We start from the raw sequence: 22910 nt of genomic DNA on the forward strand, positions 1-22910 counted from the left end.
GGTCGTCCGGCGCGTCGGCCGCCCGGTCCTCGACCGCCTCGGCGGGCCGGTCGCTGATCGCCGCCGTGGGCCACTCGTCCGCCTCGCCGGCCGACCCGATCGCCCGGGTCTGCGGCTCGGTGAAGCGGTCACCGGTCCCGTCCGGTCCCCACACCGGGGCGGTGGCGTCGTCCGGACCGGCGAACAGGACCTCGGCGGTCTGCTCTCCGGCCGTTCCGAGCGCCGCCGTCTCCTGCCCTGTCACCTGTGGGCGGGTGGGCACGTCCTCGTCCGTTCCCGGGTCGGCGTAGTGGATCTCGGCCGTCTCCCGCTCGGCGCCCGGGGTCTCGGTGGTCTCCCAGCGGGTGGGGACGGCCTCGTCGTCCCGCGGGTACCGGAGGTCGGCCGGCTCGAAGGGGACCGGCGCCGGCTCCCGGTCCGCGATCGCGGTGTCGGCCGGCCCGGGGAACCCGTCGGCGGCGTCCCGCGGCCCGGCGGGCGGCGCCGACCAGCCGGCGGCGGACGGGTCGGGCTCGGTCGGCTCCGGCCCGGCGGCCGGCGGGGCCTCCCGGTCGTGCCGGCCCGACCGCAGCGCGCCGACCAGGCCGAGCAGCCCGATCACCACCAGCGCGCCGGCCAGGAACCAACCCACCGGGGGCAGGGCGAGGCCGAGGATCTGGGCGAGCAGCCACCAGACGGAGAGCCCGAGGAAGAGCAGCCCGAAGGCGAGCGAGACGAGGTCCGTGCGGTGCACCCTCACCGGGTCACCTCCAGGTTGCCGGCGTTGACGTGGACGTTGAGGCGCAGCGTGCCGCCACCGGCCCCGTCCGGGCCGAGGTCGGTGCTCTCCCGGGAACGGCCGTCCAGCCCGCCCGTGCGCCGGCCGAAGACCGTGGCGTCCCCGGCGTTGACGTCGGTCACGGTGGTGACGTCGACGTTCGGCGGCACCACGATCGTCGCCTCACCGAAGTTGACCACAACGGTGATCTCGGTGGTCCGCTTGTCGAAGTTGATCCCCCGCAGGTCCAGCGTGGTGTCGCCGAAGCTGTTCTCGTAGCGGGTGGCCAGGTCGCGGACGTCCGTGGGGGCCCAGGTGACGTTGCCGTCCACGCCGCGGATCCGGTCGTAGGACTCGGCCACCGTGGCCACCCCCAGCGCCGCCGCGGTCACCAGCCCCAGCGCGATCAGCCAGCGGGCCCGGCCGAACCAGGTGCCCACCAGCAGCCCGAGGCCGATGGTGGCCAGCGCCGCCGCGAAGTAGGCCGCGGCGCCGACCGGGAAGACGCCCAGCAGGTCCAGGATGGCCACCACGCCCAGGGCGAGGAAGATCAGCGAGAAGGTCACCGCGCCGAGCGCCGACCGCTCGCGCGGCCGCTTCGGCGGCTTCACCCGGGGCGGCGGGGGCGGGGGCGGCGAAGGCGGCCCGGCGTACGGCCCGCGCGGCGCGAACGGCGGGCGGTAGCCACCGGCGGGCACCGCCGCGCCCACCGGTGGCGCAGGGACGGTCGGCTCGGCGACCGGCGGCCAGGTGGCCGGCGCGGGCTCGGCCGTTCCCGGTGCGGCCGGCCAGGCGGCGGTCCGGGCGTCCGGCCGGGCGCCGGGCGGTGCGGCCGGCGGCGCGGGTGACCAGGCGGCCTGCTCGGCGGTGCGCTCCGCCGGCACGGTGACCGGCAGCGGTGCGGTCGGGGCGAGCGGACCGGTCGGGGCCGGGGTGAAGAGGCCGGGCGCGGGGTAGCTGACCGGTGGCACCGGGCCGGGTGGGGCGCTGGCCGGGGCCGGTGGTTCGGTGGGGACGGCGGCGGGCGGGGTGCGGCCGTCCCGGTTGAGCAGCAGCGCGCCGCCGATGAGGATCGCCGCGCCGAGCAGGACGGCCCGGAACGCGTCCGTGACGATGAAGCCGAAGCTCACCGCGACCAGGATGCTCAGCACGATGACAGTGACCGGCGACATGCTGGACCGGCCCCGGCCGAGCATCGACTCCACCGGGGAGCCGCTGTCGCCCTCGCCGGGGATGACCAGCAGGGCCGCGACGTAGAGCAGGATGCCGACGCCGCCGAAGAAGCCGAGCACGGCGAGGATCACCCGCCAGAGCACCGGGTCGGTGTTGGTGGCCCGGCCGATCGCCGCGCAGACCCCGGCCAGGTAGCGGCCCTCCCGCGGCCGGACCAGCCCGTACCGTGAGGTGAAGCCGGCGCCGCCGAACGGCGGCGGAGCGTACCCCCCGGGGGGTGGCGTCTGGCCGCCGTGGGCGGACGCCCACGGGCCCGGCGCGCCGGTGGTGGTGGGCGGCGGACTCTCCGGCTCGGTCGCCCACGGGCGGGGCGGCGGGGCAGCTTCCTCGGTCATGCTCCGATCCTGCTGCGCCGGACGCCCGAGCGTCCTCCGGACCCGACCCTGACCCCACCCTGAGATCGTGGGGGCGGGAATGTCCGGGGCGTCCCCGTGGTCGCCGGGCGTCGCCCCGTGTGACGATCGGACCGGAGCCGGACGACCCCGGCACCTGCGCCGCACCGGGCCTGAACAGGGGAGCCTCCGATCAGCACCGTGACGACCCCACCGCCCCGCCTCTACCGGGCACCCGAGCACCGGATGGCCGCCGGCGTGGCCGCCGGCATCGCCGACCACCTCGGCATCCCGGTGCTGCGGGTACGGGTCGCCTTCATGGTCCTGCTCGGCCTCAGCGGCCTGGGGCTGCTGCTCTACGCCGCCTTCTGGGCGGTGGTCCCGCTGCGTCCCGGCGACACCGCGGCGCCGCCCCGCCGGGACCTGTCGCAGCTGCTGCCGTTCGTGCTGATCGGGCTGGGCGTGCTGCTGATGCAGGTGCTGGTCTTCGACTCGGTGGGCGCGACCGGCACCGCCGGTTGGCTGGTTGCGATCATCGCGGTGGGCGCCGGCGTGATCTGGCACCAGTCCGCGCCGGAGCGCCGCCGGCAGTGGGGCGATTCCCCGGTGCCCTGGCTCGGCGCGGTGGTCGAGGAGAGCGACCGGCGGGCGTTCGTGCTCCGCTTCGTCGGCGGCGGGGTGCTGGTCGCGGTCGGCATCATCGGCGTGGCGGCGGTCTACTCCCCGGTGCAGAACTTCGACGCGGTGGTCAACGGCGTGATCTTCGCGCTGGTCGGGCTGGCCGGCGTCGGTGTGGTCGCGGCGCCGGTGCTGTGGCGGACGTACAACCAGCTCCGCTCGGAGCGGGAGGGGCGCATCCGCGAGCAGGAACGCGCCGAGCTGGCCGCCATGGTCCACGACCAGGTGCTGCACACCCTGGCCCTGATCCAGCGCAACGCCACCGACGTCAAGACGGTGCAGCGGCTGGCCCGGGGCCAGGAGCGCTCGCTGCGCAACTGGCTCTACAAGCCCACCGGCTCGCCCACCGAACGCTTCGCCGCCGCGCTGGAGCAGGCCGCCGCCGAGGTGGAGGACACCTTCGCGATCACCGTCGAGGCGGTGGTGGTGGGCGACCGGGAGACCGACGAGCGGGTCGGCGCGCTGGTGGCGGCGGCCAGGGAGGCGCTGGTCAACGCGGCCCGGCACGCCGGGGTGCAGACCGTGTCGCTCTACGCCGAGGTCGAGCCGGAGCAGGTGAGCGTCTTCGTGCGGGACCGGGGCAAGGGCTTCGACCCGGATACGGTGGAGGATCACCGGCACGGCGTACGAGGATCGATCGTCGGGCGGATGAAGCGGCACGGCGGCCGGGCGGAGATCCGGTCCGGGCCGGGAGAGGGAACCGAGGTCCGGTTGATCCTGCCGATCACCGGCAACGGCTCCACGGCGGAGAGGGACAAATGATCATGGCGGAGCAGTCGATGGAACCGGTCGAGGGCGCGGACGCCCGGGTGGAGCGGCTGCGGGTCTTCCTCGTCGACGACCACGCCATGTTCCGGGCGGGCGTACGGGCCGAGCTGGGCGCGCACGTCGAGGTGGTGGGAGAGGCGAGCACGGTGGCCGAGGCGCTCACCCGGATCGCCGCGACCCAGCCCGACGTGGTGCTGCTGGACGTGCACATGCCCGACGGCGGCGGCCGCGCGGTGCTGGACGCGATGCGGCGTACCCATCCGCAGGTCAAGTTCCTGGCGCTGAGCGTGTCCGACGCCGCCGAGGACGTGATCGGGTTGATCCGGGCGGGTGCCCGGGGCTACGTCACCAAGACCATCTCGCCGGACGAGCTGACCGCCGCGATCCGTCGGGTGGCCGACGGCGACGCCGTGTTCAGCCCCCGGCTGGCCGGGTTCGTGCTGGACGCCTTCGCGGCCCGGCCGGACGCGCCGGTCGCCGACCCGGAGCTGGACCAGCTCACCAACCGGGAGCGGGAGGTGCTGCGCCTGCTGGCCCGGGGGTACGCGTACAAGGAGATCGCCAAGGAGCTGTTCATCTCGATCAAGACGGTCGAGACGCACGTGTCCAACGTGCTGCGCAAGCTCCAGATGTCCAACCGGTACGAGCTGTCCCGCTGGGCGGCGGACCGCCGGCTGGTGTGACGGCAGGGCCGATCCTCACAATCGGACCGAACGACCCCAGGGGCTGACAAGAGATCCACTCATGTCGCATAATGCCCCGTCGCGTTTTTCTCGCGTGCGGGTGGTGCGAAACCCCGCGAGAACGGCGACCTGTGCAGGCCCGCCGGATGCGGGCCCACCCCTGGGGAGAGGTGTACGACTTTGATGTTCAAACAACTGGGACGACGCTGGGCCGGAATCGCCACGGCGCTCGTCGCCGGCAGCGCGATGGTGCTCGGCTCGGCCGCTCCGGCCGCCGCCGAGGCGCCGGCGACCGGCGTGGCGCGCGCGGTGAAGGACACCGGCGTGGTGCTGAAGCTCGACAAGCGGAAGCTGTCGACGTCGGCGCTCGCGCTGGAGCTCAAGGACGGCACGGTGCCGGTCTTCTGCATCGACTTCCACACGCCGGTGGCCCGCGACGGTGAGTACACCGAGGGCACCTGGGGCCAGTCGGAGGTCGAGAACCTCGGCAAGGTGCAGTGGGTGCTCACCCACGGCTACCCGAACGCCGAGGTGCCGGCGCTGCTCAAGGCGGCGGGGACGGAGCTGCCGGCCGGGCTGGGCGACAAGCGGCGCGACACCCTGCTCTACTTCGGCACCCAGACCGCCGTCTGGCACTTCAGTGACGGCGTCAAGCTGGGCGACTGGGAGCAGGGCCTGACCGACGCCGCCGAGTACGGCGTGATCAAGAAGATCTACGACTACCTGGTGGCGAACGCGACCGACCAGCCGGAGCCGAAGGCCGAGCTGACCATCGACCCGGCGAAGGCCACCGCCACCGCCGGCGGCAAGGCCGGCCCGTTCACCGTCAAGGGTCCGGCCGGCGAGATCGCGCTGAAGGTCTCCGGCGGCACCGCCGTCGACGCCGAGGGCAAGCCGGTCACCACGACCACCAACGGCGGGGCCTTCTGGCTGACCGCGACCGATCCCGGTTCGGTCACCGTGACCGTTTCCGCCCAGGACTCGGTCTCCTTCGGCCGGGTCTTCCTCTTCTCCGGCGGCAAGGACGAGAAGCAGAAGCTGATCCTCGGCGGCAGCGCCGGCGCCACGGTCACCGCCGACGCCTCGGCGAGCTTCGCCGCCGCACCCGCCAGCCCGTCGGCGTCCCCGACCACCCCGTCGGCGTCGCCCTCGCCGTCGACCCCGGTCGAGTCGCCCTCGCCGTCGACCCCGGGGGAGAGCCCGGCGCCGTCCACCTCGCCGGCCGGCAACGGCGGCGACCTGCCGCTGACCGGTTCGCCGATCGCGGCCGCGACCGCCGCCGGCGTGCTGCTGCTGGCCGTGGGTGCGGTCGCCCTGCTGGTGGTCCGCCGCCGCAGGGTCCGCTTCACCGCCTGACGAACCACCCCCTCCGGCCCCGGCACCCTGTGGTGCCGGGGCCGGAGTCCGTTCCGGGTCGGCCGGGGCGCGCGGCCCGGCCTCGCACCACCGGGGCATCCGCTCGCGGGCGGTGGCGTCGAAGCCGCCGGCGTCGCGCGAGTGACGATCAGGTACGTCACCGCTACACCGTCCTCCACCCAGCCTGCTATGGTGCCCGCACAGCCGAAGTCGACATCATCCGGATGGGCAGAAACGGCCAGCGCTCGGTGGACCTCGGAGAGCGCCGGAGCGGAGCCGGGAAAGCTCACAAGCCCCGAGCCCACGGGTGGTGCGGAGATGCGGTGCCTTGCTGTCTTACCTGCTCAGAGCGGTACGACCAGGGCACTTCATGATCTTTTCTCAAGTATCGGCAACGTGGCGGGCAACTAACGTCTTGATAACGGCACCTTCACGTAATGGGCCGGTGAGTGTCACAGTGGCAGCACCTCACCCCTGGCGTGAGGCACCCCGTACGTCCCGCCGACCACGGCACCGCCCACCAGTGCGGTTCGTGGCCGTCGAGCCTGCGCGGTGTCGAGCTCCAGTGGTGCGGTGGCCCGGCGGATCGGTCCCCCTGGGGTGTCCCGATTTCTCTGCGGTAGTACCGGTGACCTGCGACACGGGGTCACCGGCGGCGTCACCCCCCATGCGTGCGTGAAACCCACGACGGAACCAGGTTACGAAAGAGGAGGCCCCTCGGAATGAGAGTCTCGAAGCGGGCGAGCGGCGCCATCGCCGTGGGCGCGGCATTCGCGCTCATCGCGTCCGGCTGCTCCACCAACGACGACGGCGGCGAGACCGCCGCCAAGAGTTCTGACGGCAGCATCGTCGTCGACGGTACGGAGCCGGAGAACCCCCTGGTTCCGTCCAACACCACCGAGACCGGTGGCGGCAAGATCATCGACTGGCTGTTCACCGGCCTGGTCGAGTACCCGAACAACGGTGGCGCGCCGCAGAACGCGCTGGCCGAGTCGATCGAGACGGCCGACTCCAAGGTCTACAAGATCAAGATCAAGCAGAACACGAAGTTCCACGACGGCACCGTCGTCAAGGCCAAGAACTTCGTGGACGCCTGGAACTGGGGCGCCTACTCGCCGAACGGCGCGCAGAACTCCAGCTTCTTCGCCGACATCGCGGGCTTCGCGGACGTCAACACCACCGACCCGGACGAGGACGGCCCGAAGAAGGCCCCCGAGCCCAAGTCGAAGACCATGTCCGGCCTGAAGGTCGTCGACGACTGGAACTTCGAGGTCACGCTGGCCGCGCCGACCGCCGTGTTCCCGACCAAGCTCGGCTACAGCACCTTCATGCCGCTGCCGGACGCCTTCTTCGCCGGCAAGGCGGAGGACTTCGGCAAGAAGCCGATCGGTAACGGCCCGGTCAAGTTCGTGTCCTGGGAGAACAACGTCGCGATCAAGCTGACGCGGTTCGACGAGTACTCCCTGCGCGACAAGATGAAGATCAAGGACGTCAACGTCAAGATCTACCAGGACGACACGGCCGCCTACAGCGACCTGGTCTCGAACAACCTGGACTTCATGCAGCAGGTTCCGGTCTCCTCGCTCGCGGGTGACAACTGGAAGAACGACCTGGGCGACCGGGCGATCTCCTCCACCACCCCGGTGACCGGCATCATCGCCTTCCCGATCTACGACGCCCGCTTCAAGAACGCGGACCTGCGTAAGGCGATCTCGCTGTCGATCAACCGCCAGGAGATCAGCGACAAGATCTTCTTCGGCAACCGCAAGCCGGCCGACAGCTGGGCCAACCCGCTGACCCCGGGCGCCAAGCCGGGCAACTGCACCGCTTGCAAGTACGACCCGGAGCAGGCCAAGCAGCTGCTGGCCAAGGCTGGCGGCTTCAAGGGCCAGCTGAAGCTCTACTACAACGCGGACGCCAGCCACAAGGAGTGGATGGAGGCCGTCGCGCAGCAGATCAAGACCACGCTGGGCATCGACGCCGTCGCCACCGGTGTGCCGACCTTCGCGGTGTTCCGCCAGAACATCAACGCCCACAAGATGGACGGCATGTACCGCGCCGGCTGGCAGCAGGACTACCCGGACGTCGAGAACTGGGTCAACCCGCTCTACGTGACCGGTGGTTCCTCGAACGACGGTCTGTACAGCAACCCCGAGGTCGACGCCCTGGCCAAGCAGGCCAGCGGTGCCCCGAGCCTCGAGGCCTCGCACGCGCTGTTCGAGCAGGCCGTGGCGAAGATCGACGCCGACGTGCCGACCGTCCCGGTCTACTTCGGTGGCCAGCAGTCCGGCCACTCGGAGAAGATCAAGAAGATGGAGCTGACCAACGTCGGCGAGCTCGACATCACCTCTGTCGAACTCTGATCCGAACGGTCTGACCCCGGGTCGGGCTCGCCAACCGGTGAGCCCGACCCGGGGCCGTTCCGCGAGGGGTGTTACAACATTCCCTCGCCACGTTGTCACCATCCGTGTCGGCCGTCCGACGCGCCCCCTGTCTGGAGGACCACCCCATGGGCCGTTATCTGTTGAGACGGCTGCTCCAACTCGTACCGGTGTTCATCGGGACGACGTTAATGATCTACGCGCTCGTCTGGGCGGTTCCCGGTGACCCGTTCGCCGGCAAGTGCGGTGATCGGGGCTGCCCGGACAACTACGTCGCCATGATGACCGAGAAGTACCAACTGGACGAGCCGTTTTTCGTGCAGTACGCCATCTACATGAAGAACCTCTTCCAGGGGGACTTCGGCTCGACCTGGTCCGGGCGCTCGGTCAACGACATCATCGCGACGGCATATCCCAACACCCTCAAGCTCGCCGCGGTCGCCCTGCTCATCGAGGCGGTCATCGGCCTCACCGCAGGTGTGCTCACCGGCCTGCGGCGCAACGGCTTCCTGGACAACCTGGTCCTGGTCAGCACCCTGTTCCTCATCGCGCTGCCGGTCTTCGTCATCGGCTTCGTGCTCCAGTGGCTCTTCGGCGTGCAGTGGGAGATCGTCAAGCCGACGGTCTCCAGCGAGATGCGCTTTAGCGAACTGATCCTCCCGGGCTTCGTGCTCGGTAGCGCGTCCATGGCGTACGTCGCCCGGGTGGCGCGCACCAGCATCGCGGAGAACCGCCGCGCCGACTACGTGCGGACCGCGATCGCCAAGGGCCTGCCCATGCGCCGGGTGGTCGGCATCCACCTGCTGCGCAACTCGCTGATCCCGGTGGTGACCCTGCTCGGCACCGACCTCGGCGCCCTGATGGGCGGCGCGATCATCACCGAGGGCATTTTCAGCATCAACGGCATCGGCCGTGCGGTCCTCCGGGCGATCGTCACCAAGGAGAGCGCTACGGTTGTCTCCATCGTGGTGGTCCTGGTGCTCGTCTACCTCCTGATGAACCTCCTGGTGGACCTGCTCTACGCCACCCTGGACCCGAGGATTCGCTATGAGTGACCCTTCCACCGCCTCCATCGTCAGCACCCCCCGACCGGAGAACCCGACCGAGATGGTGCCGGCGACCCCGGGCCAGCCGGAGGGGACCCGCAAGGAGAAGCCTCGCGGTCTGCTCGGCGACGCCTGGCGGGACCTGCGGCGCAAGCCGCTGTTCTGGATCTCCGCCACGTTCATCGTGATCTTCGTGCTGATGGCGCTCTTCCCGTCGCTGTTCACCGACGGTGACCCGTACAACGGCGCGCTGTCGCGCAGCCGGGTGGAGCCGTCGGGCGACGCCTGGTTCGGCTACGACGTGCAGGGCCGTGACGTCTTCGCCCGGGTGATCTACGGTGCCAACGCGTCGATCGTGGTGTCGCTGCTCTCCGTGCTCGGCGTCATGCTGATCGGCGGGACGATGGGCGTCATCGCCGGTTACCGGGGTGGCTGGGTGGACGCCGTGCTCTCCCGGATCGCCGACATCTTCTTCGGCCTGCCGTTCGTGCTCGGCGCCATCGTCATCCTGACCACCTTCAACGGCGCCGGCAGCGACAACAGCGCGTGGGAGATCAAGGGCTTGGTCATCGCGTCGCTGGTCCTCCTGGGCTGGCCGGTGGTCATGCGGCTGATGCGCTCCTCGGTGCTCGCCAACAAGGAGGCCGACTACATCGTGGCGGCGCGGGCCATGGGCGCCAGCACCAGCCGGATCATCCTCAAGCACCTGCTGCCGAACTGCCTGGCGCCGCTGCTGGTGTACGGGACGATCATGGTCGGCTCGTTCATCGGCGCCGAGGCCACGCTCTCCTTCCTGGGCATCGGCCTGAAGAGCCCGGTGGTCTCCTGGGGAATCATGGTCAACGAAGCGCAGCAGTACCTGCGGCCGTCGCCGTACCTGCTCTTCTTCCCCTCCGCGTTCCTCGTCACTGCCGTGCTGAGCTTCGTCATGCTCGGTGAGGCCGTCCGCGAGGCCCTCGACCCGAAGCTCCGATAGGGGAGACTGAGTTGTCCGACATTCTCGTGTCCGAGCAGACCGCGCCGGGCGCCGACGGATCCGGCCGCCCCTCGGGCCGGCTGCTCGAGGTCGACGACCTGCGGGTGGAGTTCCGCACCCGGGACGGCGTCGCCAAGGTCATCAACGGGGTCACCTACCACGTCGACGCGGGGGAGACCCTCGCCGTGCTCGGCGAGTCCGGCTCCGGCAAGAGCGTCACCGCGCAGACCATCATGGGCATCCTCGACATGCCGCCGGGCTTCGTCACCGGCGGTCAGGTCCGCTTCCACGGCAAGGACATGCTCAAGATGTCCGCCGAGGAGCGCCGCCGCATCCGTGGCGAGGGCATCGCGATGATCTTCCAGGACTCGCTCTCCGCGCTGAACCCGGTCTTCACCGTCGGGTTCCAGATCGCCGAGCAGTTCCGGATCCGGCGCGGCATGAGCCGCGCGGACGCCAAGAAGCGCGCGATCGAGATGCTCGACCAGGTCAAGATCCCGAACGCCAAGGGCCGGTTCAGCAACTACCCGCACCAGTTCTCCGGCGGTATGCGGCAGCGCGCGATGATCGCGATGTCGCTGGCGCTCGACCCCGAGGTGCTGATCGCCGACGAGCCGACCACCGCGCTGGACGTGACCGTGCAGGCCCAGATCATGGACCTGCTCGGCGAGCTCCAGCGGGAGCGGCGGATGGGCATGATCCTGATCACCCACGACCTCGGCGTGGTCGCCGACGTCGCGGACCGGATCGCGGTCATGTACGCCGGCCGGATCGTCGAGGAAGCCGACGTGTACGACCTGTACGCGAAGCCGGGGCACCCGTACACCCTCGGCCTGCTCGACTCGATCCCCCGCCTGGACGAGAAGGGCCAGCAGCTCCGCACGATCAAGGGCCTCCCGCCGAACCTGATGAACATCCCGCCGGGCTGCCCGTTCAACCCGCGCTGCGCCATGGCCCAGCCGGTGTGCCGCGAGAAGCTCCCCCCGTTGCTGCAGATCGGCGCCGGTCGGGCCAGCGCCTGCCACTTCGCCGAGGAGCTGGTGAACCGTGTCTGAGAACATCCTCGAGGTACGCGACCTGGTCAAGCACTACCCCGTCACCCGCGGTGTGGTGTTCAAGAAGACCATCGGTCACGTCAAGGCCGTCGACGGCGTCTCCTTCGACCTGCGGGCCGGTGAGACCCTGGGCGTGGTCGGCGAGTCTGGCTGCGGCAAGTCGACGCTGAGCCGGGTGCTGATGAACCTGGAGAAGCCGACCGCCGGCAGCGTGCTCTTCAAGGGCCAGGACATCTCCAAGCTGTCCGGCGGCGCGCTGCGTCGGCTGCGCCGGCAGATCCAGCTGGTCATGCAGGACCCGTACACCTCGCTGAACCCGCGGATGACGGTCGGTGACCTGATCGGCGAGCCGTTCGAGATCCACCCGGAGGTGGCGCCGAAGGGCAGCCGCCGGGACAAGGTCAAGGAACTGCTCGACCTGGTGGGCCTCAACCCGGAGCACATCAACCGGTACCCGCACCAGTTCTCCGGCGGTCAGCGCCAGCGCATCGGCATCGCCCGGGCGCTCGCCCTGCGGCCCGAGGTGATCATCTGCGACGAGCCCGTCTCGGCCCTGGACGTCTCGATCCAGGCGCAGGTGATGAACCTGCTGGAGAAGCTCCAGAACGAGCTCGGCCTGTCGTACGTGTTCATCGCGCACGACCTGTCGGTGGTGCGTCACCTCTCCGACCGGGTCGCGGTGATGTACCTCGGCAAGATCGTGGAGATCGGCACCGAGGACGAGATCTACGAGGGGCCCACCCACCCGTACACCCAGGCGCTGCTGTCGGCGGTGCCGGTGCCGGACCCGACGCTGCGGAACAACAAGGCGATCATCCGGCTCACCGGTGACGTCCCGTCCCCGGTGTCGCCGCCCTCGGGCTGCCGGTTCCGCACCCGGTGCTGGAAGGCGCAGGACATCTGCGCCGAGCAGCCGCCGCTGCTGCAGATCCGGCAGGGCTCGGACCACCCGAGCGCCTGCCACTTCGCCGAGAAGCGGGAGATCGTCGCCACGCACGAGGTGTGAGACTCCCCGAACCGCCTGCCGGCGTCCGCGTGACGCCGGCAGGCGGTTCGTCGTATCCGGGCCCGACCGCCGCCGGGCCGGGCGCCCGCGAACGGCCCGGGCCGTGCTGTCGCTCAGGGCCGCCAGAGGGTACGCCGCAGGACAACGGGCCGGGCGTCCCGCCCGGCTCCCGGACCGGCGGCACCCGTCACAGCGGTCCGCGGCCGGCGCGCAGCAGCAGCAGGGCCAACTGGGTGCCGTCGGCGCCGAGCGCCTGCCGGAACCGCTCCAGGATCTCCCGCTCCCGGGACAGCACCAGCCGGGTGCCGCCGGAGGCCATCCGGGTGGCGCCGACCTGCTGGGAGAGCTCCGCCCGCTCCTGCCACAGCCCGATCAGCGTCCGGTCGATCTCGTCGATGCGCTCCCGGATGGCTGCGATCCGGGCCGCCGCCGCGGGCTCGTCGGTGCCGAACCCGGGTGCCGCGTTCCGGCCGTCGCCCGCCCGGGAGCGTGCCGTGTTGCCGCTCTGTTCCGCCACGTCTGTCATCATCGGTCGTACCTCTCTGACGTCGTGCCCGGTGTCGGGAACCCGGAACGCGAAAAGCCCCGGACTCCAGGAGCCCGGGGCTTTTCGTAGGTCTGGTTGATCAGGCGCGACCCACGGCTGCCGGACTCCCGGTGCCGTAGTAAAAGTAGAAGCGCTGACCGAACACGGAGTCGAGTATGCCGACCGCGGGTACGGCCGCGCAAGGATTCCGCCAACAGTTGGGAAGGTCGCCCGGCCCCGACGCCGGGGCCGGGCGACGTCCGCTCAGCCCAGCCGGGTGATCCGGTCGGCCGGGCCCGGGACCACCGGCGCGCCCGCGCCCAGGTAGGCCACCAGCGCGTCCACGTCGAAGCCGGGGGCGGTGGTGCGGCCGGTGCCCGCCGTCAGCGCGGTGAACCCGTCCCCGCCGTTGGCGAGGAAGTCGTTGGTGGTGACCCGGTAGCCGGCCGCCGGTTCCACCGGGACGCCGTTCAGCGCCAGTGCGCTGATCCGCGAGCCGGCCGGGGCGGTGCTGTCGTAGGAGTAGGTCAGCCCGGCGGAGACCTGGAGGATCCGCTGGGTGGTCTGCCCCTGGTAGCCGACGAACTGCTGCTCCAGCACGCTCTTGAGCTGCGCGCCGGTCAGCGTCTGGGTGACCACCAGGTTGTTGAACGGCTGGACGGTGAACGCCTCGCCGTAGGTCACCTCGCCCGGCGCCTCGCCGCCGGCCGACGCCGCATACGACAGCGAGGCCCGGACGCCGCCGGGGTTCATCAGCGCCAGCTGCGCCCCGTCGCCCTTCGTGTACGCGAGCTGCGCGTCGGCGATCACGTCACCGAGCGGGCTCTCGCCGTTGGGCCTGGCGTCCCGGACGATGTCCGCGCTGATCCTGCCCACCACCCGGTTGGCGATCGGGGCGACCGCGGCCCGGTACTTGTCGGCCAGCGCCTTGGCGCCCGCGTCGACCAGCTCGGGGTTGCGGACGTAGACGCCGGGGGCGCTCTGCTGCCAGCTGCCGTCCGGGTTGCGAACGCCGTTCTCCACCACCACGTTGCGGGCGGAGATGCCGGTGAACCGGCCGGTGCGCCGGTCCAGCGAGTAGTCGATGTCGGTGATCAGCTGCCCGTTGCTGCCGGCGCTGGTGACCACGCTCTGCGCGCCCGAGGAGTTCGGCAGCGAGCAGGAGTAGAAGCGGTGGGTGTGCCCGGAGACCACCAGGCCGAACTCCGGCCGCAGGCCGCGGACGATGTCGACGATCGGGCCGGAGAAGTTGGCGCAGTCCGAGACGCCCGGGGCGGTCGGCGGCGGCGACTGGGCGCCGCCCTCGTGCACCAGCAGCACCATCGCCCGGATGCCGAAGAGCTTGAGCAGCCCGCCCCACTTGTTGGCGGTCCGGACCTCGTCGGCGAACCGCACTGAGGCGATGCCGGCCGGGTTCACGATGCCCGGGGTGCCCTCCAGGGTCACGCCGACGAAGCCGACCGGCACGCCGTCGACGAACTTCACGTCCACCGGGGGCAGGATCGGCAGGCCGGTCTTCCGGTCGAGGGTGTTGGCGGCGAGGTAGGTGAACTTCGCGCCGGCGAAGCCGTCCGAGTCCTGGCAGCCGTCGACCGGGTGGCAACCGCCCTTGTTGATCCGGATCAGCTCGGCGACGCCCTCGTCGAACTCGTGGTTGCCGACCGAGCTGATCTCCAGCCCGACCTCGTCCATCAGCTCGATGGTCGGCTCGTCGTGGAAGGCCGCGCTGACCAGCGGCGTGGCGCCGATCAGGTCGCCGGCGCCGACGGTGGTGGTGCGGCGGCCCTCGGCCGCGGCGTCGGCGCGCAGCTTCTTCAGCCAGGTCGCCAGGTATTCCACGCCGCCGGCGGGGGTGCCGTTGACCGCGGCTCCGCTGCCGCCGGGCGGGTCGATGGCGCCGTGGAAGTCGTTGTAGCTCAGGAAGTTGCCCTTGACCTCGCCGCCGGTGGGCGTGGCGTAGGAGACGGCGACCGGGGCCAGGCCGGCCGTCGGGTCGGTGGCGGCCGGTTGCGGTCCGGGCCGTCCGGTGGCGGGCAGGCTGGCCACGACGGCCAGCGCGAGGGCCGGTGCGGCGAGGTGACGCAGCAGGGCCCGACCGCGCGAGCGCGGTGGAGTCATGGTGGTTCTCCCAAGTCGTGTACGGGGGAGTAGTCGGGGTTTTCACGGTCATCGTTGCGCTTCGGGGACGAAGGCGCCAGGGGTGACGCCGTGACAGGTTCGTCTCAGCGCGCCGACCGGCCGGGCCCCCGTGACCGCGCCGTCGCGCCGGGGCGTGCGCGGACGGGAAGTGTCCGGCCGGCGGCATAGACTCGCCGTGCGATGCATCCTCTCTTCGACATCCCCGCGTCCCCGCCCGCGCCCGAGCCTGCCCGCCCGCCGGCGCGCCGGCCCGGGTCCTCCGCCGCGCACCTCGATCCGCAGGCCCTGGTCGAGGGGCTCAACGGCCCCCAGCGGGACGCGGTGACCCACGCCGGCTCCCCGCTGCTGATCGTGGCCGGCGCCGGCTCCGGCAAGACCCGGGTGCTCACCCACCGGATCGCGTACCTGCTCGCCGCGCGGGACGTGCACCCCGGCGAGATCATCGCGATCACCTTCACCAACAAGGCCGCCGGCGAGATGAAGGAGCGGGTCTCCCATCTGGTCGGCCCGCGGGCCCGGCTGATGTGGGTGTCGACGTTTCACTCCGCCTGCGTGCGGATCCTGCGCGCCGAGCACGAGCACGCCGGGCTCAAGTCCACCTTCTCGATCTACGACGCCGACGACTCGCGCCGACTGATGCAGCTGGTCACCCGGGAGCTGGACCTCGACCCCAAGCGTTACCCGGCGCGCGGACTGGCCGCCCAGGTGTCCAACCTGAAGAACGAGCTGGTCGATCCGGAGGCGTTCGCCGCCCGGGCCAAGGGCCCCAACGAGCGGGCGCTGGCCGAGGCGTACACGCTCTACCAGCGCCGGCTGCGCGAGGCCCACGCGCTGGACTTCGACGACCTGATCATGACGACGGTGCACCTGCTCCAGTCGCACCCGCACGTCGCCGAGAGCTACCGCCGCCGGTTCCGGCACGTCCTGGTCGACGAGTACCAGGACACCAACCACGCGCAGTACACGCTGATCAAGGAGCTGGTCTCCGGCACCGAGGGGATCGAGCCGGCCGAGCTCTGCGTGGTGGGCGACGCCGACCAGTCGATCTACGCGTTCCGGGGCGCGACCATCCGCAACATCCTGGAGTTCGAGCGGGACTTCACCGACGCCCGGACGATCCTGCTGGAGCAGAACTACCGCTCCACCCAGACCATCCTCAACGCCGCCAACGCGGTCATCGACCGGAACACCTCCCGCAAGCCCAAGCGGCTGTGGAGCGACGCCGGAGCCGGCGAGCAGATCGTCGGCTACGTCGCCGACACCGAGCACGCCGAGGCGGACTGGGTGGGCCGGGAGGTCGACCGGCTGGTCGACGCCGGCGACACCCGCCCCGGCGACGTCGCCGTCTTCTACCGCACCAACGCCCAGTCCCGGGTCTTCGAAGAGGTGTTCATCCGGGCCGGCCTGCCCTACAAGGTGGTCGGCGGGGTGCGCTTCTACGAGCGCAAGGAGGTCCGCGACGCGCTGGCCTACCTGCGCGCGGTGGTCAACGACGACGACACGGTCAGCCTGCGCCGGGTGCTCAACACCCCGCGCCGGGGCATCGGCGACCGCGCCGAGGCGTGCGTGGAGACGCTCTCCAGCCGCGACCGGATCTCCTTCGGCGCCGCGCTGCGCCGGGCCCGCGAGGCACCGGGCATCTCCACCCGCGCGGCCAACGGCATCGCCGACTTCGTCGCGCTGCTCGACGGCGCGCGGGAGCTGGCCGAGACCGGCACCCCGGAGGAGGTGCTGGAGGCGCTGCTGACCCGCTCGGGCTACCTCACCGAGCTGGAGGAGAGCCTCGACCCGCAGGACGCCGGCCGGGTGGACAACCTCCAGGAACTGGTCAGCGTCGCCCGGGAGTACACCGAGCGGATCGAGGCGCTGGGCGCCGAGGGCGAGCGGGCCACGGTGGCCGGGTTCCTGGAGCAGGTGGCGCTGGTCGCCGACGCCGACCAGATCCCCTCCGACGACCCGGACCACCAGGGCGTGGTCACCCTGATGACGCTGCACACGGCCAAGGGCCTGGAGTTCCCGGTGGTCTTCCTGACCGGCCTGGAGGACGGCGTCTTCCCGCACCTGCGCTCGCTGGGCGACAGCCGGGAGCTGGAGGAGGAGCGCCGGCTGGCGTACGTGGGCATCACCCGGGCCCGGCAGCGGCTCTACCTCTCCCGGGCGGTCACCCGCTCGGCCTGGGGGCAGCCGGCCTACAACCCGCCGTCGCGGTTCCTGGAGGAGCTGCCGCCGGAGCTGGTCCGCTGGGAGCGCACCGAGGGGTCGTACACCTCGTGGGCCGGCGGGGGCGGCGGCGTCGGTGGCCGCGCGGACCGCGCGCCCGGCGCGCGCGGCGGCTTCGCCGGGGGTACGCCGAAGGCGGCGGAGCTGGCGAAGCGGCTCGGGGTGGACGGCAGTCGGCTGGCCACCGCGAGCGAGCTGCCGCAGGGGCCCAAGGTGGCGGCGGGGGACCGGGTCAACCACCAGCGGTACGGCCTCGGTCGGGTGCTCGCCGTGGAGGGGCACGGCCCGGGCGCCCGGGCGCAGATCGACTTCGGGGACCAGACGATGTGGCTGGTGCTGCGGCACGCCCCGATCGACAAGCTCTGACGACGCAGGGGCCGGACCCGGCGCACCGCCCGGGTCCGGCCCCTGCTCGCGTCGTCCGCGGCTGTGGGTGTTCGGCGAAATGTCGGTGGTCCGGGCGCTGACCAGGAACTCGCCCGGCCATTCTCATCGGCGGATCGCCCGACTTCTCTCACGGGCCCCGCAGCGGTCCTGATCCGGGTCGGGTTGCCGTGCCCGTGGCGGTGACGATAACTGGCGGGCGGCGAGGCGATCGGCGGACGTGGCCGTGTTGCGGGGTCATCGCCGCTTGGAGCGCGGGCGGTCGCGCTTGCGGCGGCGGGCCGTCTCGACAACGCGGCTCTGGCCGGGATTGGCGGCGGCGCCCGACGGATACCGCGGCGGCCGCCCCGAGATCAGGGCCGGCACTGCCACCAGCAGCCAGAAGAACACCATCGCGCCGGTACTGCCCGCCACCTGTTCGTCGGCTGGGACGGGGTGCGCCAGGCCGGCGGCGTCTCGCAGCACGCTCACCTCGTCGCCCACCCCCAGCTCGACGTCGCGCGACAACGTCAGCTCGCCCCGGATCGGGACACCGCCGGCCTCCACCAGCCGGAACCGGCGGGTGGGCTCGCCCTTGCCTTCGAATCCGTCGCGCACCGCGGCCACCGTCGCGCGGATCGGCTCGCCCCGAAGCTCGAGGACCACCTTCGAGGCGCCGTGCAGGAACGCGACGTTGACCAGGATCGCGAGACCCACAGCGGTGAATCCCCAGCCGAAACGCAGGTCGCGGCCGGAGATCACATAGATGCCGCCCAGCGAGACGAACATGCCGACGAGGAAGCCCAGCAGGAACCAGTCCGGATTCAGCAGTGCGCTGCCGGCCACGGCCCCCACCAGCATGCCCGCGGTGAGGACGCCCACCAGCGGCAGCGCGCGGCGGATGGCCATGGTGAGTCTGACCGCGCGCGGCCGCCACCCGGTCGGACCGGCACTGTCACCCCGGGCCTCCACGGCCGACGGCACCCGAGGCTGCTGCTCCGACATGGCGCGAAGGTAGCAGTCGCTTGCGAGCTCTGACGGTTCTCGGGCGACCAGTGTGAACGGAGGGCCCGGCGGGGCCGACTGCCGGTGACCGTCCCCACCACCTGGCGACTACAGCGGTTCAGCAGCCCACGTCGATGCCCCGGGCGCGCAGGAACGGCGCCGGGTCGATCTGGTTCCACATCTGACCCTGGTGCACCTCGAAGTGCAGGTGCGGGCCGGTGGAGTCGCCGGTGGAGCCTTCCAGGCCGAGGGTCTCCCCGGCGCCGACCTTCTCGCCGACGCCGACCTTGGCTGTGCTCAGGTGCGCGTAGTGGGTCAGGTAGCCGTTGCCGTGGTTGACCACGACCGAGATGCCGTAGCCGTCGCCGACGTCGCCGGCCTTCTCCACGGTGCCGCCGAAGGCGGCACGGACCGGCGTGCCGGCGGGCATCGCGAAGTCGATGCCGGCGTGCAGGGTGCCCCACCGCTGCCCGTAGCAGGACGTGATCTCCGCGCCCTTCATCGGGATGACCCAGGACGGCTTCGGCTTGGCCGTCCTCGTCGGCGTGGGCTTCGGCTTCGGGGTCGCCTTCCTCGTCGGCGTGGCCGACGGGCTGGCGGTCGGGCCGGCGGTGGTCGGGCTGGCCGACGGGGTGGCCGGGGAGGCGGACTCACGGGCGGAACGGTCGGCGCGGGCGGCGTCCTCGGCGCGGGACGCGGCGTCCAGCGAGACGGCGGTGGGGGCGGGGGCGTCGTCGCGGTCGAACGCGATGGTGGAGGCGCCGGCGAGGCCGAGGCCGACCAGCGCGACCGCGCCGACGACGAGAGCGTGCCCGCCGCGCCGCTTCCGCAGCCGGTGCCGGCCCGGGGCGGCCACGGTCATCTCGTTCTGGGCGGGGGTGTCTTCCTGCACGGCTGACCTTCACACTCAGGGGGCTGGGGACAACCCATCCTGGGTGTCGACCGGGTCCGCGGTGGGTACGGGTACCGCAGGGTCGCCAGCGACCGGCGGGGCAACTGTCCGCCATTGTGGCGGAATGGCCGTCTCTGGCCCGATACCTGATCTTGGGCGACGGTGGCATCGCTCACAGTCCTGACTGTGACCCAGCAGACTTCCGCGCACGAAAAACCGCCCGGATCGGTTGATCCGGGCGGTCATCAGGCGATACGGAGCGTCAGGAAGCCGCTACCTCGCTGTAATAAGCCTCGACTTGCAGCTTGATGTCCACTCCGCGCTCCTGGAGCCACGGCACCGGGTCCCGCGGCTCGCCCTTGACATGGATCTCCAGGTGCAGGTGGGAGCCGTACGAGTGGCCGGTGTTGCCGACCAGACCGAGCTGGTCGCCCGCCTTGACCTGCTGCCCCTCCTTGACGTTCACGGAGGAGGAGTGGCCGTAGATGGCCTCACTGCCGTCGGCGTGCTGGACGATCACGGCGTAGCCGTACCCGCCGAACCAGCCGGCCTTGGTGACGGTGCCGGAGTGGATGGCGACGTAGGGGGTGCCCTCGGCGGCGACCAGGTCGATGCCGGTATGCAGCTTGCCCCAGCGCATCCCGTACGGGGAGTTGAAGTCGTAGCCCTGCAGGGGCAGCAGCCACGGGTCCTGGTCGCCGGCGTTGACCTCGGCGTCGCGGTTGGTGTCGCGGGAGGCGCGGTCGGCGGCGTCGGCGCGGGCCGCCGCGTCCTGGCTGGTGATCGAGGCCTGCTTGAGCTCGTCGAGGACCGACGGGCTCACGCTCTTGGCGTCGGGGAGCGCGTTCGCGCCCAGCGCGACGATGCCGGCACCGACGAACGCGGTGGTGACGACTGCCGCGTAGCGGCTGCGCGGGGGAGTGGGTACGCGACGGCGGCCGCGATATCTATCGGGCTCAGACGACAGGCGCTGGCGCACGCACACCCTCCGTTGTCGGGGATCCGATGCGATCTCCGGCCGTTCGGTGAAGCTCGGTCGAACGTCCGTTGGTCGCGTCGTCACCCGTCGGTGGACCTGATGACAACCGTGGACACGTTAGCCCTCCGCCGCGCCGGTCACAAGCGGAACCGCCGAATCGGTGAGTCTTTCTGTCCCTTTCCGTCCATCATTGTCATAGCTCGGTACGCCGGACGGCCGTCCCCGTTACTGCCCGTTCGTCGCGCAGAGTGACCGTTCGGCGGAGGCGTCCGGCTTTCTCGGGGGGCGGCCGGACGGTAGGGGTACGGCCCGGATTTCCCGCCCCCGACCGGGCGGGTTACCGTTCGTTCAGGTGATAGCCGCGGAGCCCGTGAAAGGTGTGCGCTGATGAGCTCTCGTATTCGGGTCGTCGTCGCGAAGCCGGGCCTCGACGGCCACGACCGTGGGGCCAAGGTGGTCGCGCGTGCCCTGCGCGACGCCGGCATGGAGGTCATCTACACCGGCCTGCACCAGACGCCGGAGCAGATCGTGGAGACCGCCATTCAGGAGGACGCCGACGCCGTCGGCCTCTCCGTACTCTCCGGGGCGCACATGACGCTCTTCCGGCGGGTGCTGGAGCTGCTCGCCGAGCGGGACGCCCGGGACATCGTCGTCTTCGGCGGCGGCATCATCCCGGACGCCGACATCCCCGAGCTGCAGCAGCTCGGCGTGGCGAAGATCTTCACCCCGGGCGCGACGACCCAGTCGATCGTCGAGTGGGTCCGGGGGAACGTGGCCCAGTCCGTCGCCTGACGACTGCGCAACCGCCGGGCCCGCGCCCGGCACCCTGGTCGACTCCGTCTCGCGCACTCCGGCGGTATCCGGTGGATGCCGCCGGAGTCGCGTACCTGGAGTGGGTCGGGAGCTGCCGGCGACGCTGGGGAGGGCCGGCCGGATCCGGGCACGGGGGAAGGGCCGGACGCACCCCTCACACGCCCGGCCCTTCTATGCACGATGCCCCGCCGCCACCCCTCGACCGACAGGGCATCGGCCGTTCCCGTCCTCGCGCTGAATCAGCGCTCCGACATCAGACTCAACGATGCCCCCACCAGGGGGTTACGCGTCGTCGGCGACATCCTTCGCGGCGGTTGCCGGCCGGGCCCGCGCACCGGCGAGTCGCGGGCGGCGCGCTGTGCATTACCGCACACCGCGCACCCGCTCGGTTGCCGCTGGTGCTCATCTCGCTAGGCTGCGGCCGATGGCCCGTTTCAACTGATGACGGGCGTCAACGGAGTTTCCACAACGCTGGTGGCGGCGCGACGGCGCGCCGCGGAGACGGGACGGGACGCGCAATCGTGGACCTGTACGAGTACCAGGGGCGGGACCTGTTCGAGCGGCACGGGTTGCCCGTGCTCGCCGGCGGCGTCGCCACTACCCCGGAGGAGGCCCGCGCGATCGCCGAACGCCTCGGCGGTCGGGTGGTCGTCAAGGCGCAGGTGAAGGTCGGCGGCCGAGGCAAGGCCGGCGGCGTCAAGCTGGCCGAGGGCGCGGAGGAGACGGTGGCCCGCGCCACCGACATCCTCGGCATGGACATCAAGGGTCACACCGTCCACAAGGTCATGATCACCGTGACCGCGGACGTGGCCGAGGAGTACTACTTCTCGTACCTGCTCGACCGGGCGAACCGCACCTTCCTCTGCATCGCCAGCGTCGCCGGCGGCATGGACATCGAGCAGGTCGCCGCCGAGACCCCCGACAAGGTGGTCAAGGCCCCGATCGACGCCGTCAAGGGCGTGGACGAGGCGAAGGCCCGCGAGATCGTCGACGCCGCCGGCTTCCCGGCCAAGGTCGCCGACCAGGTCGTCGAGGTCGCGGTGGGCCTGTGGAAGGCCTTCGTCGCCGAGGACGCCACGCTGGTCGAGGTGAACCCGCTGGCCAAGACGGGCGAGGGCAAGCTGCTGCTGCTCGACGCCAAGATCACCCTCGACGAGAACGCCGGGTTCCGGCACCCGGACCACGAGGCCCTGGTCGACCAGGCCGCGGTGGACCCGCTGGAGCAGGCCGCCAAGGAGAAGGACCTCAACTACGTCAAGCTCGACGGCGAGGTCGGCATCATCGGCAACGGCGCGGGCCTGGTCATGTCCACGCTCGACGTGGTCGCCTACGCGGGCGAGCGGCACGGCAACGTCAAGCCGGCGAACTTCCTCGACATCGGCGGTGGCGCGAGCGCCGAGGTGATGGCCAACGGCCTGGAGATCGTGCTCTCCGACCCGTCGGTGAAGAGCGTCTTCGTCAACGTCTTCGGCGGCATCACCGCCTGCGACGCGGTCGCCAACGGCATCGTGCAGGCGCTGGCCCTGCTGGAGCAGCGGGGCGAGAAGGCCACCAAGCCGCTCGTCGTCCGTCTCGACGGCAACAACGCGGAGGCCGGTCGGGCGATCCTCGACGGCGCGAACAACCCGCTGATCCAGCGGGTCGACACCATGGACGGCGCGGCCGAGCGGGCCGCCGAGCTGGCAGCTGCGGGGGTCTGACG

At 71.5% G+C, this 22910-nt stretch carries 17 protein-coding genes and 2 pseudogenes; 11 read left to right on the top strand and 8 right to left on the bottom strand.

Annotated features, from left to right (window positions below; all coding sequences use genetic code 11):
- Nucleotides 1-499: 499 nt before the first annotated feature.
- Nucleotides 500-739: pseudogene (locus ACTMTB_RS03350) on the bottom strand (hypothetical protein); the annotation flags it as partial.
- Nucleotides 736-2325, bottom strand: coding sequence for a PspC domain-containing protein (locus ACTMTB_RS03355; protein ID WP_441142383.1), 1590 nt, complete (start codon nucleotides 2323-2325; stop codon nucleotides 736-738). The pseudogene ACTMTB_RS03350 and the gene ACTMTB_RS03355, both read right to left, overlap by 4 nt.
- A gap of 243 nt (nucleotides 2326-2568) precedes the next feature.
- Here ACTMTB_RS03355 and ACTMTB_RS03360 point away from each other — a divergent pair, with 243 nt between their 5' ends.
- The 3 genes from ACTMTB_RS03360 to ACTMTB_RS03370 all read left to right on the top strand — a co-directional run bounded on the left by ACTMTB_RS03360 (nucleotide 2569) and on the right by ACTMTB_RS03370 (nucleotide 5807).
- Nucleotides 2569-3762: a PspC domain-containing protein gene (locus ACTMTB_RS03360; protein WP_435819927.1), complete on the top strand. Its 1194-nt coding sequence runs from the start codon at nucleotides 2569-2571 to the stop codon at nucleotides 3760-3762.
- Nucleotides 3763-3764: 2 nt separating this feature from the next.
- Entirely contained in the window at nucleotides 3765-4451 is a 687-nt protein-coding gene (locus tag ACTMTB_RS03365; protein WP_210778416.1) for a response regulator, read from the top strand.
- Between the two features lie 183 nt (nucleotides 4452-4634).
- A complete protein-coding gene (locus tag ACTMTB_RS03370) occupies nucleotides 4635-5807 on the top strand; it encodes a thioester domain-containing protein (RefSeq protein ID WP_441142384.1) in 1173 nt (390 codons plus the stop codon).
- A gap of 176 nt (nucleotides 5808-5983) precedes the next feature.
- On the opposite strand, the pseudogene ACTMTB_RS03375 reads toward ACTMTB_RS03370, so the two are convergent.
- Nucleotides 5984-6112, bottom strand: a pseudogene (locus ACTMTB_RS03375) (hypothetical protein); the annotation flags it as partial.
- 417 nt (nucleotides 6113-6529) lie between these two features.
- On the opposite strand from ACTMTB_RS03375, the gene ACTMTB_RS03380 reads away from it, so the two are divergent.
- The 5 genes from ACTMTB_RS03380 (at nucleotide 6530) to ACTMTB_RS03400 (ending at nucleotide 12271) form a co-directional block, all read left to right on the top strand.
- Nucleotides 6530-8170 (top strand): peptide ABC transporter substrate-binding protein, encoded by a 1641-nt coding sequence (locus tag ACTMTB_RS03380; RefSeq protein ID WP_441142385.1) that lies wholly within the window; start codon nucleotides 6530-6532, stop codon nucleotides 8168-8170.
- 146 nt (nucleotides 8171-8316) lie between these two features.
- Nucleotides 8317-9243 (top strand): ABC transporter permease, encoded by a 927-nt coding sequence (locus ACTMTB_RS03385; RefSeq protein ID WP_441142386.1) that lies wholly within the window; start codon nucleotides 8317-8319, stop codon nucleotides 9241-9243.
- Complete coding sequence (locus tag ACTMTB_RS03390; protein WP_441142387.1) at nucleotides 9236-10210, top strand: ABC transporter permease; 975 nt, start codon at nucleotides 9236-9238, stop codon at nucleotides 10208-10210. Before ACTMTB_RS03385 ends, ACTMTB_RS03390 begins: the two co-directional genes overlap by 8 nt.
- Nucleotides 10211-10236: 26 nt before the next feature.
- Nucleotides 10237-11265 carry an ABC transporter ATP-binding protein gene (locus tag ACTMTB_RS03395; RefSeq protein ID WP_441142630.1) on the top strand — a complete coding sequence of 343 codons (1029 nt, stop codon included), beginning with the start codon at nucleotides 10237-10239 and terminating at the stop codon, nucleotides 11263-11265.
- A complete protein-coding gene (locus ACTMTB_RS03400; RefSeq protein WP_441142388.1) occupies nucleotides 11258-12271 on the top strand; it encodes an ABC transporter ATP-binding protein in 1014 nt (337 codons plus the stop codon). The genes ACTMTB_RS03395 and ACTMTB_RS03400 overlap by 8 nt, the downstream gene beginning before the upstream one ends.
- 187 nt (nucleotides 12272-12458) lie before the next feature.
- Here the strand turns inward: ACTMTB_RS03400 and ACTMTB_RS03405 are convergent, their stop codons facing one another.
- Together ACTMTB_RS03405 and ACTMTB_RS03410 are read right to left on the bottom strand one after the other, a co-directional pair.
- Nucleotides 12459-12800 (bottom strand): chorismate mutase, encoded by a 342-nt coding sequence (locus ACTMTB_RS03405; protein ID WP_154941902.1) that lies wholly within the window; start codon nucleotides 12798-12800, stop codon nucleotides 12459-12461.
- A 261-nt stretch (nucleotides 12801-13061) separates the two neighbouring features.
- Nucleotides 13062-14915, bottom strand: coding sequence for a bifunctional metallophosphatase/5'-nucleotidase (locus ACTMTB_RS03410; protein ID WP_441142389.1), 1854 nt, complete (start codon nucleotides 14913-14915; stop codon nucleotides 13062-13064).
- A 201-nt stretch (nucleotides 14916-15116) separates the two neighbouring features.
- Here ACTMTB_RS03410 and pcrA point away from each other — a divergent pair, with 201 nt between their 5' ends.
- The gene (gene pcrA / locus ACTMTB_RS03415) at nucleotides 15117-17522 is read left to right on the top strand and encodes a DNA helicase PcrA (protein WP_441142390.1); all 2406 of its coding nucleotides are present in this window, start codon (nucleotides 15117-15119) and stop codon (nucleotides 17520-17522) included.
- A gap of 255 nt (nucleotides 17523-17777) precedes the next feature.
- On the opposite strand, the gene ACTMTB_RS03420 is transcribed toward pcrA, so the two are convergent.
- From ACTMTB_RS03420 to ACTMTB_RS03430, 3 genes are all read right to left on the bottom strand, one after another.
- The gene (locus ACTMTB_RS03420) at nucleotides 17778-18524 is read right to left on the bottom strand and encodes a hypothetical protein (protein WP_441142391.1); all 747 of its coding nucleotides are present in this window, start codon (nucleotides 18522-18524) and stop codon (nucleotides 17778-17780) included.
- Between the two features lie 118 nt (nucleotides 18525-18642).
- Nucleotides 18643-19416 carry a M23 family metallopeptidase gene (locus ACTMTB_RS03425; protein ID WP_441142392.1) on the bottom strand — a complete coding sequence of 258 codons (774 nt, stop codon included), beginning with the start codon at nucleotides 19414-19416 and terminating at the stop codon, nucleotides 18643-18645.
- 262 nt (nucleotides 19417-19678) lie between these two features.
- Nucleotides 19679-20395 carry a M23 family metallopeptidase gene (locus ACTMTB_RS03430; protein ID WP_210778427.1) on the bottom strand — a complete coding sequence of 239 codons (717 nt, stop codon included), beginning with the start codon at nucleotides 20393-20395 and terminating at the stop codon, nucleotides 19679-19681.
- Between the two features lie 387 nt (nucleotides 20396-20782).
- Between ACTMTB_RS03430 and ACTMTB_RS03435 the strand changes: the two genes are divergently transcribed.
- A complete protein-coding gene (locus tag ACTMTB_RS03435; protein ID WP_154941907.1) occupies nucleotides 20783-21187 on the top strand; it encodes a cobalamin B12-binding domain-containing protein in 405 nt (134 codons plus the stop codon).
- A gap of 542 nt (nucleotides 21188-21729) precedes the next feature.
- On the top strand, nucleotides 21730-22908 hold the full coding sequence (gene sucC, locus ACTMTB_RS03440) for an ADP-forming succinate--CoA ligase subunit beta (protein WP_441142393.1): 1179 nt from the start codon (nucleotides 21730-21732) through the stop codon (nucleotides 22906-22908).
- Nucleotides 22909-22910: the final 2 nt, after the last annotated feature.

Source organism: Micromonospora sp. L32, from assembly GCF_052068055.1.
Taxonomy (GTDB): Bacteria; Actinomycetota; Actinomycetes; order Mycobacteriales; family Micromonosporaceae; genus Micromonospora; species Micromonospora purpureochromogenes.

Excerpts from the sequence above, each read along its gene's own strand:
- ACTMTB_RS03365 (WP_210778416.1), top strand. The coding sequence starts at position 3,765 with ATGGCGGAGCAGTCGATGGAACCGGTCGAGGGCGCGGACGCCCGGGTG.
- ACTMTB_RS03385 (WP_441142386.1), top strand. The coding sequence starts at position 8,317 with ATGGGCCGTTATCTGTTGAGACGGCTGCTCCAACTCGTACCGGTGTTC.
- ACTMTB_RS03390 (WP_441142387.1), top strand. The coding sequence starts at position 9,236 with ATGAGTGACCCTTCCACCGCCTCCATCGTCAGCACCCCCCGACCGGAG.
- ACTMTB_RS03410 (WP_441142389.1), bottom strand. The coding sequence starts at position 14,915 with ATGACTCCACCGCGCTCGCGCGGTCGGGCCCTGCTGCGTCACCTCGCC.
- ACTMTB_RS03370 (WP_441142384.1), top strand. The coding sequence starts at position 4,635 with ATGTTCAAACAACTGGGACGACGCTGGGCCGGAATCGCCACGGCGCTC.
- pcrA (WP_441142390.1), top strand. The coding sequence starts at position 15,117 with ATGCATCCTCTCTTCGACATCCCCGCGTCCCCGCCCGCGCCCGAGCCT.
- ACTMTB_RS03435 (WP_154941907.1), top strand. The coding sequence starts at position 20,783 with ATGAGCTCTCGTATTCGGGTCGTCGTCGCGAAGCCGGGCCTCGACGGC.
- ACTMTB_RS03360 (WP_435819927.1), top strand. The coding sequence starts at position 2,569 with ATGGCCGCCGGCGTGGCCGCCGGCATCGCCGACCACCTCGGCATCCCG.
- ACTMTB_RS03420 (WP_441142391.1), bottom strand. The coding sequence starts at position 18,524 with ATGTCGGAGCAGCAGCCTCGGGTGCCGTCGGCCGTGGAGGCCCGGGGT.
- ACTMTB_RS03380 (WP_441142385.1), top strand. The coding sequence starts at position 6,530 with ATGAGAGTCTCGAAGCGGGCGAGCGGCGCCATCGCCGTGGGCGCGGCA.
- ACTMTB_RS03355 (WP_441142383.1), bottom strand. The coding sequence starts at position 2,325 with ATGACCGAGGAAGCTGCCCCGCCGCCCCGCCCGTGGGCGACCGAGCCG.
- ACTMTB_RS03405 (WP_154941902.1), bottom strand. The coding sequence starts at position 12,800 with ATGATGACAGACGTGGCGGAACAGAGCGGCAACACGGCACGCTCCCGG.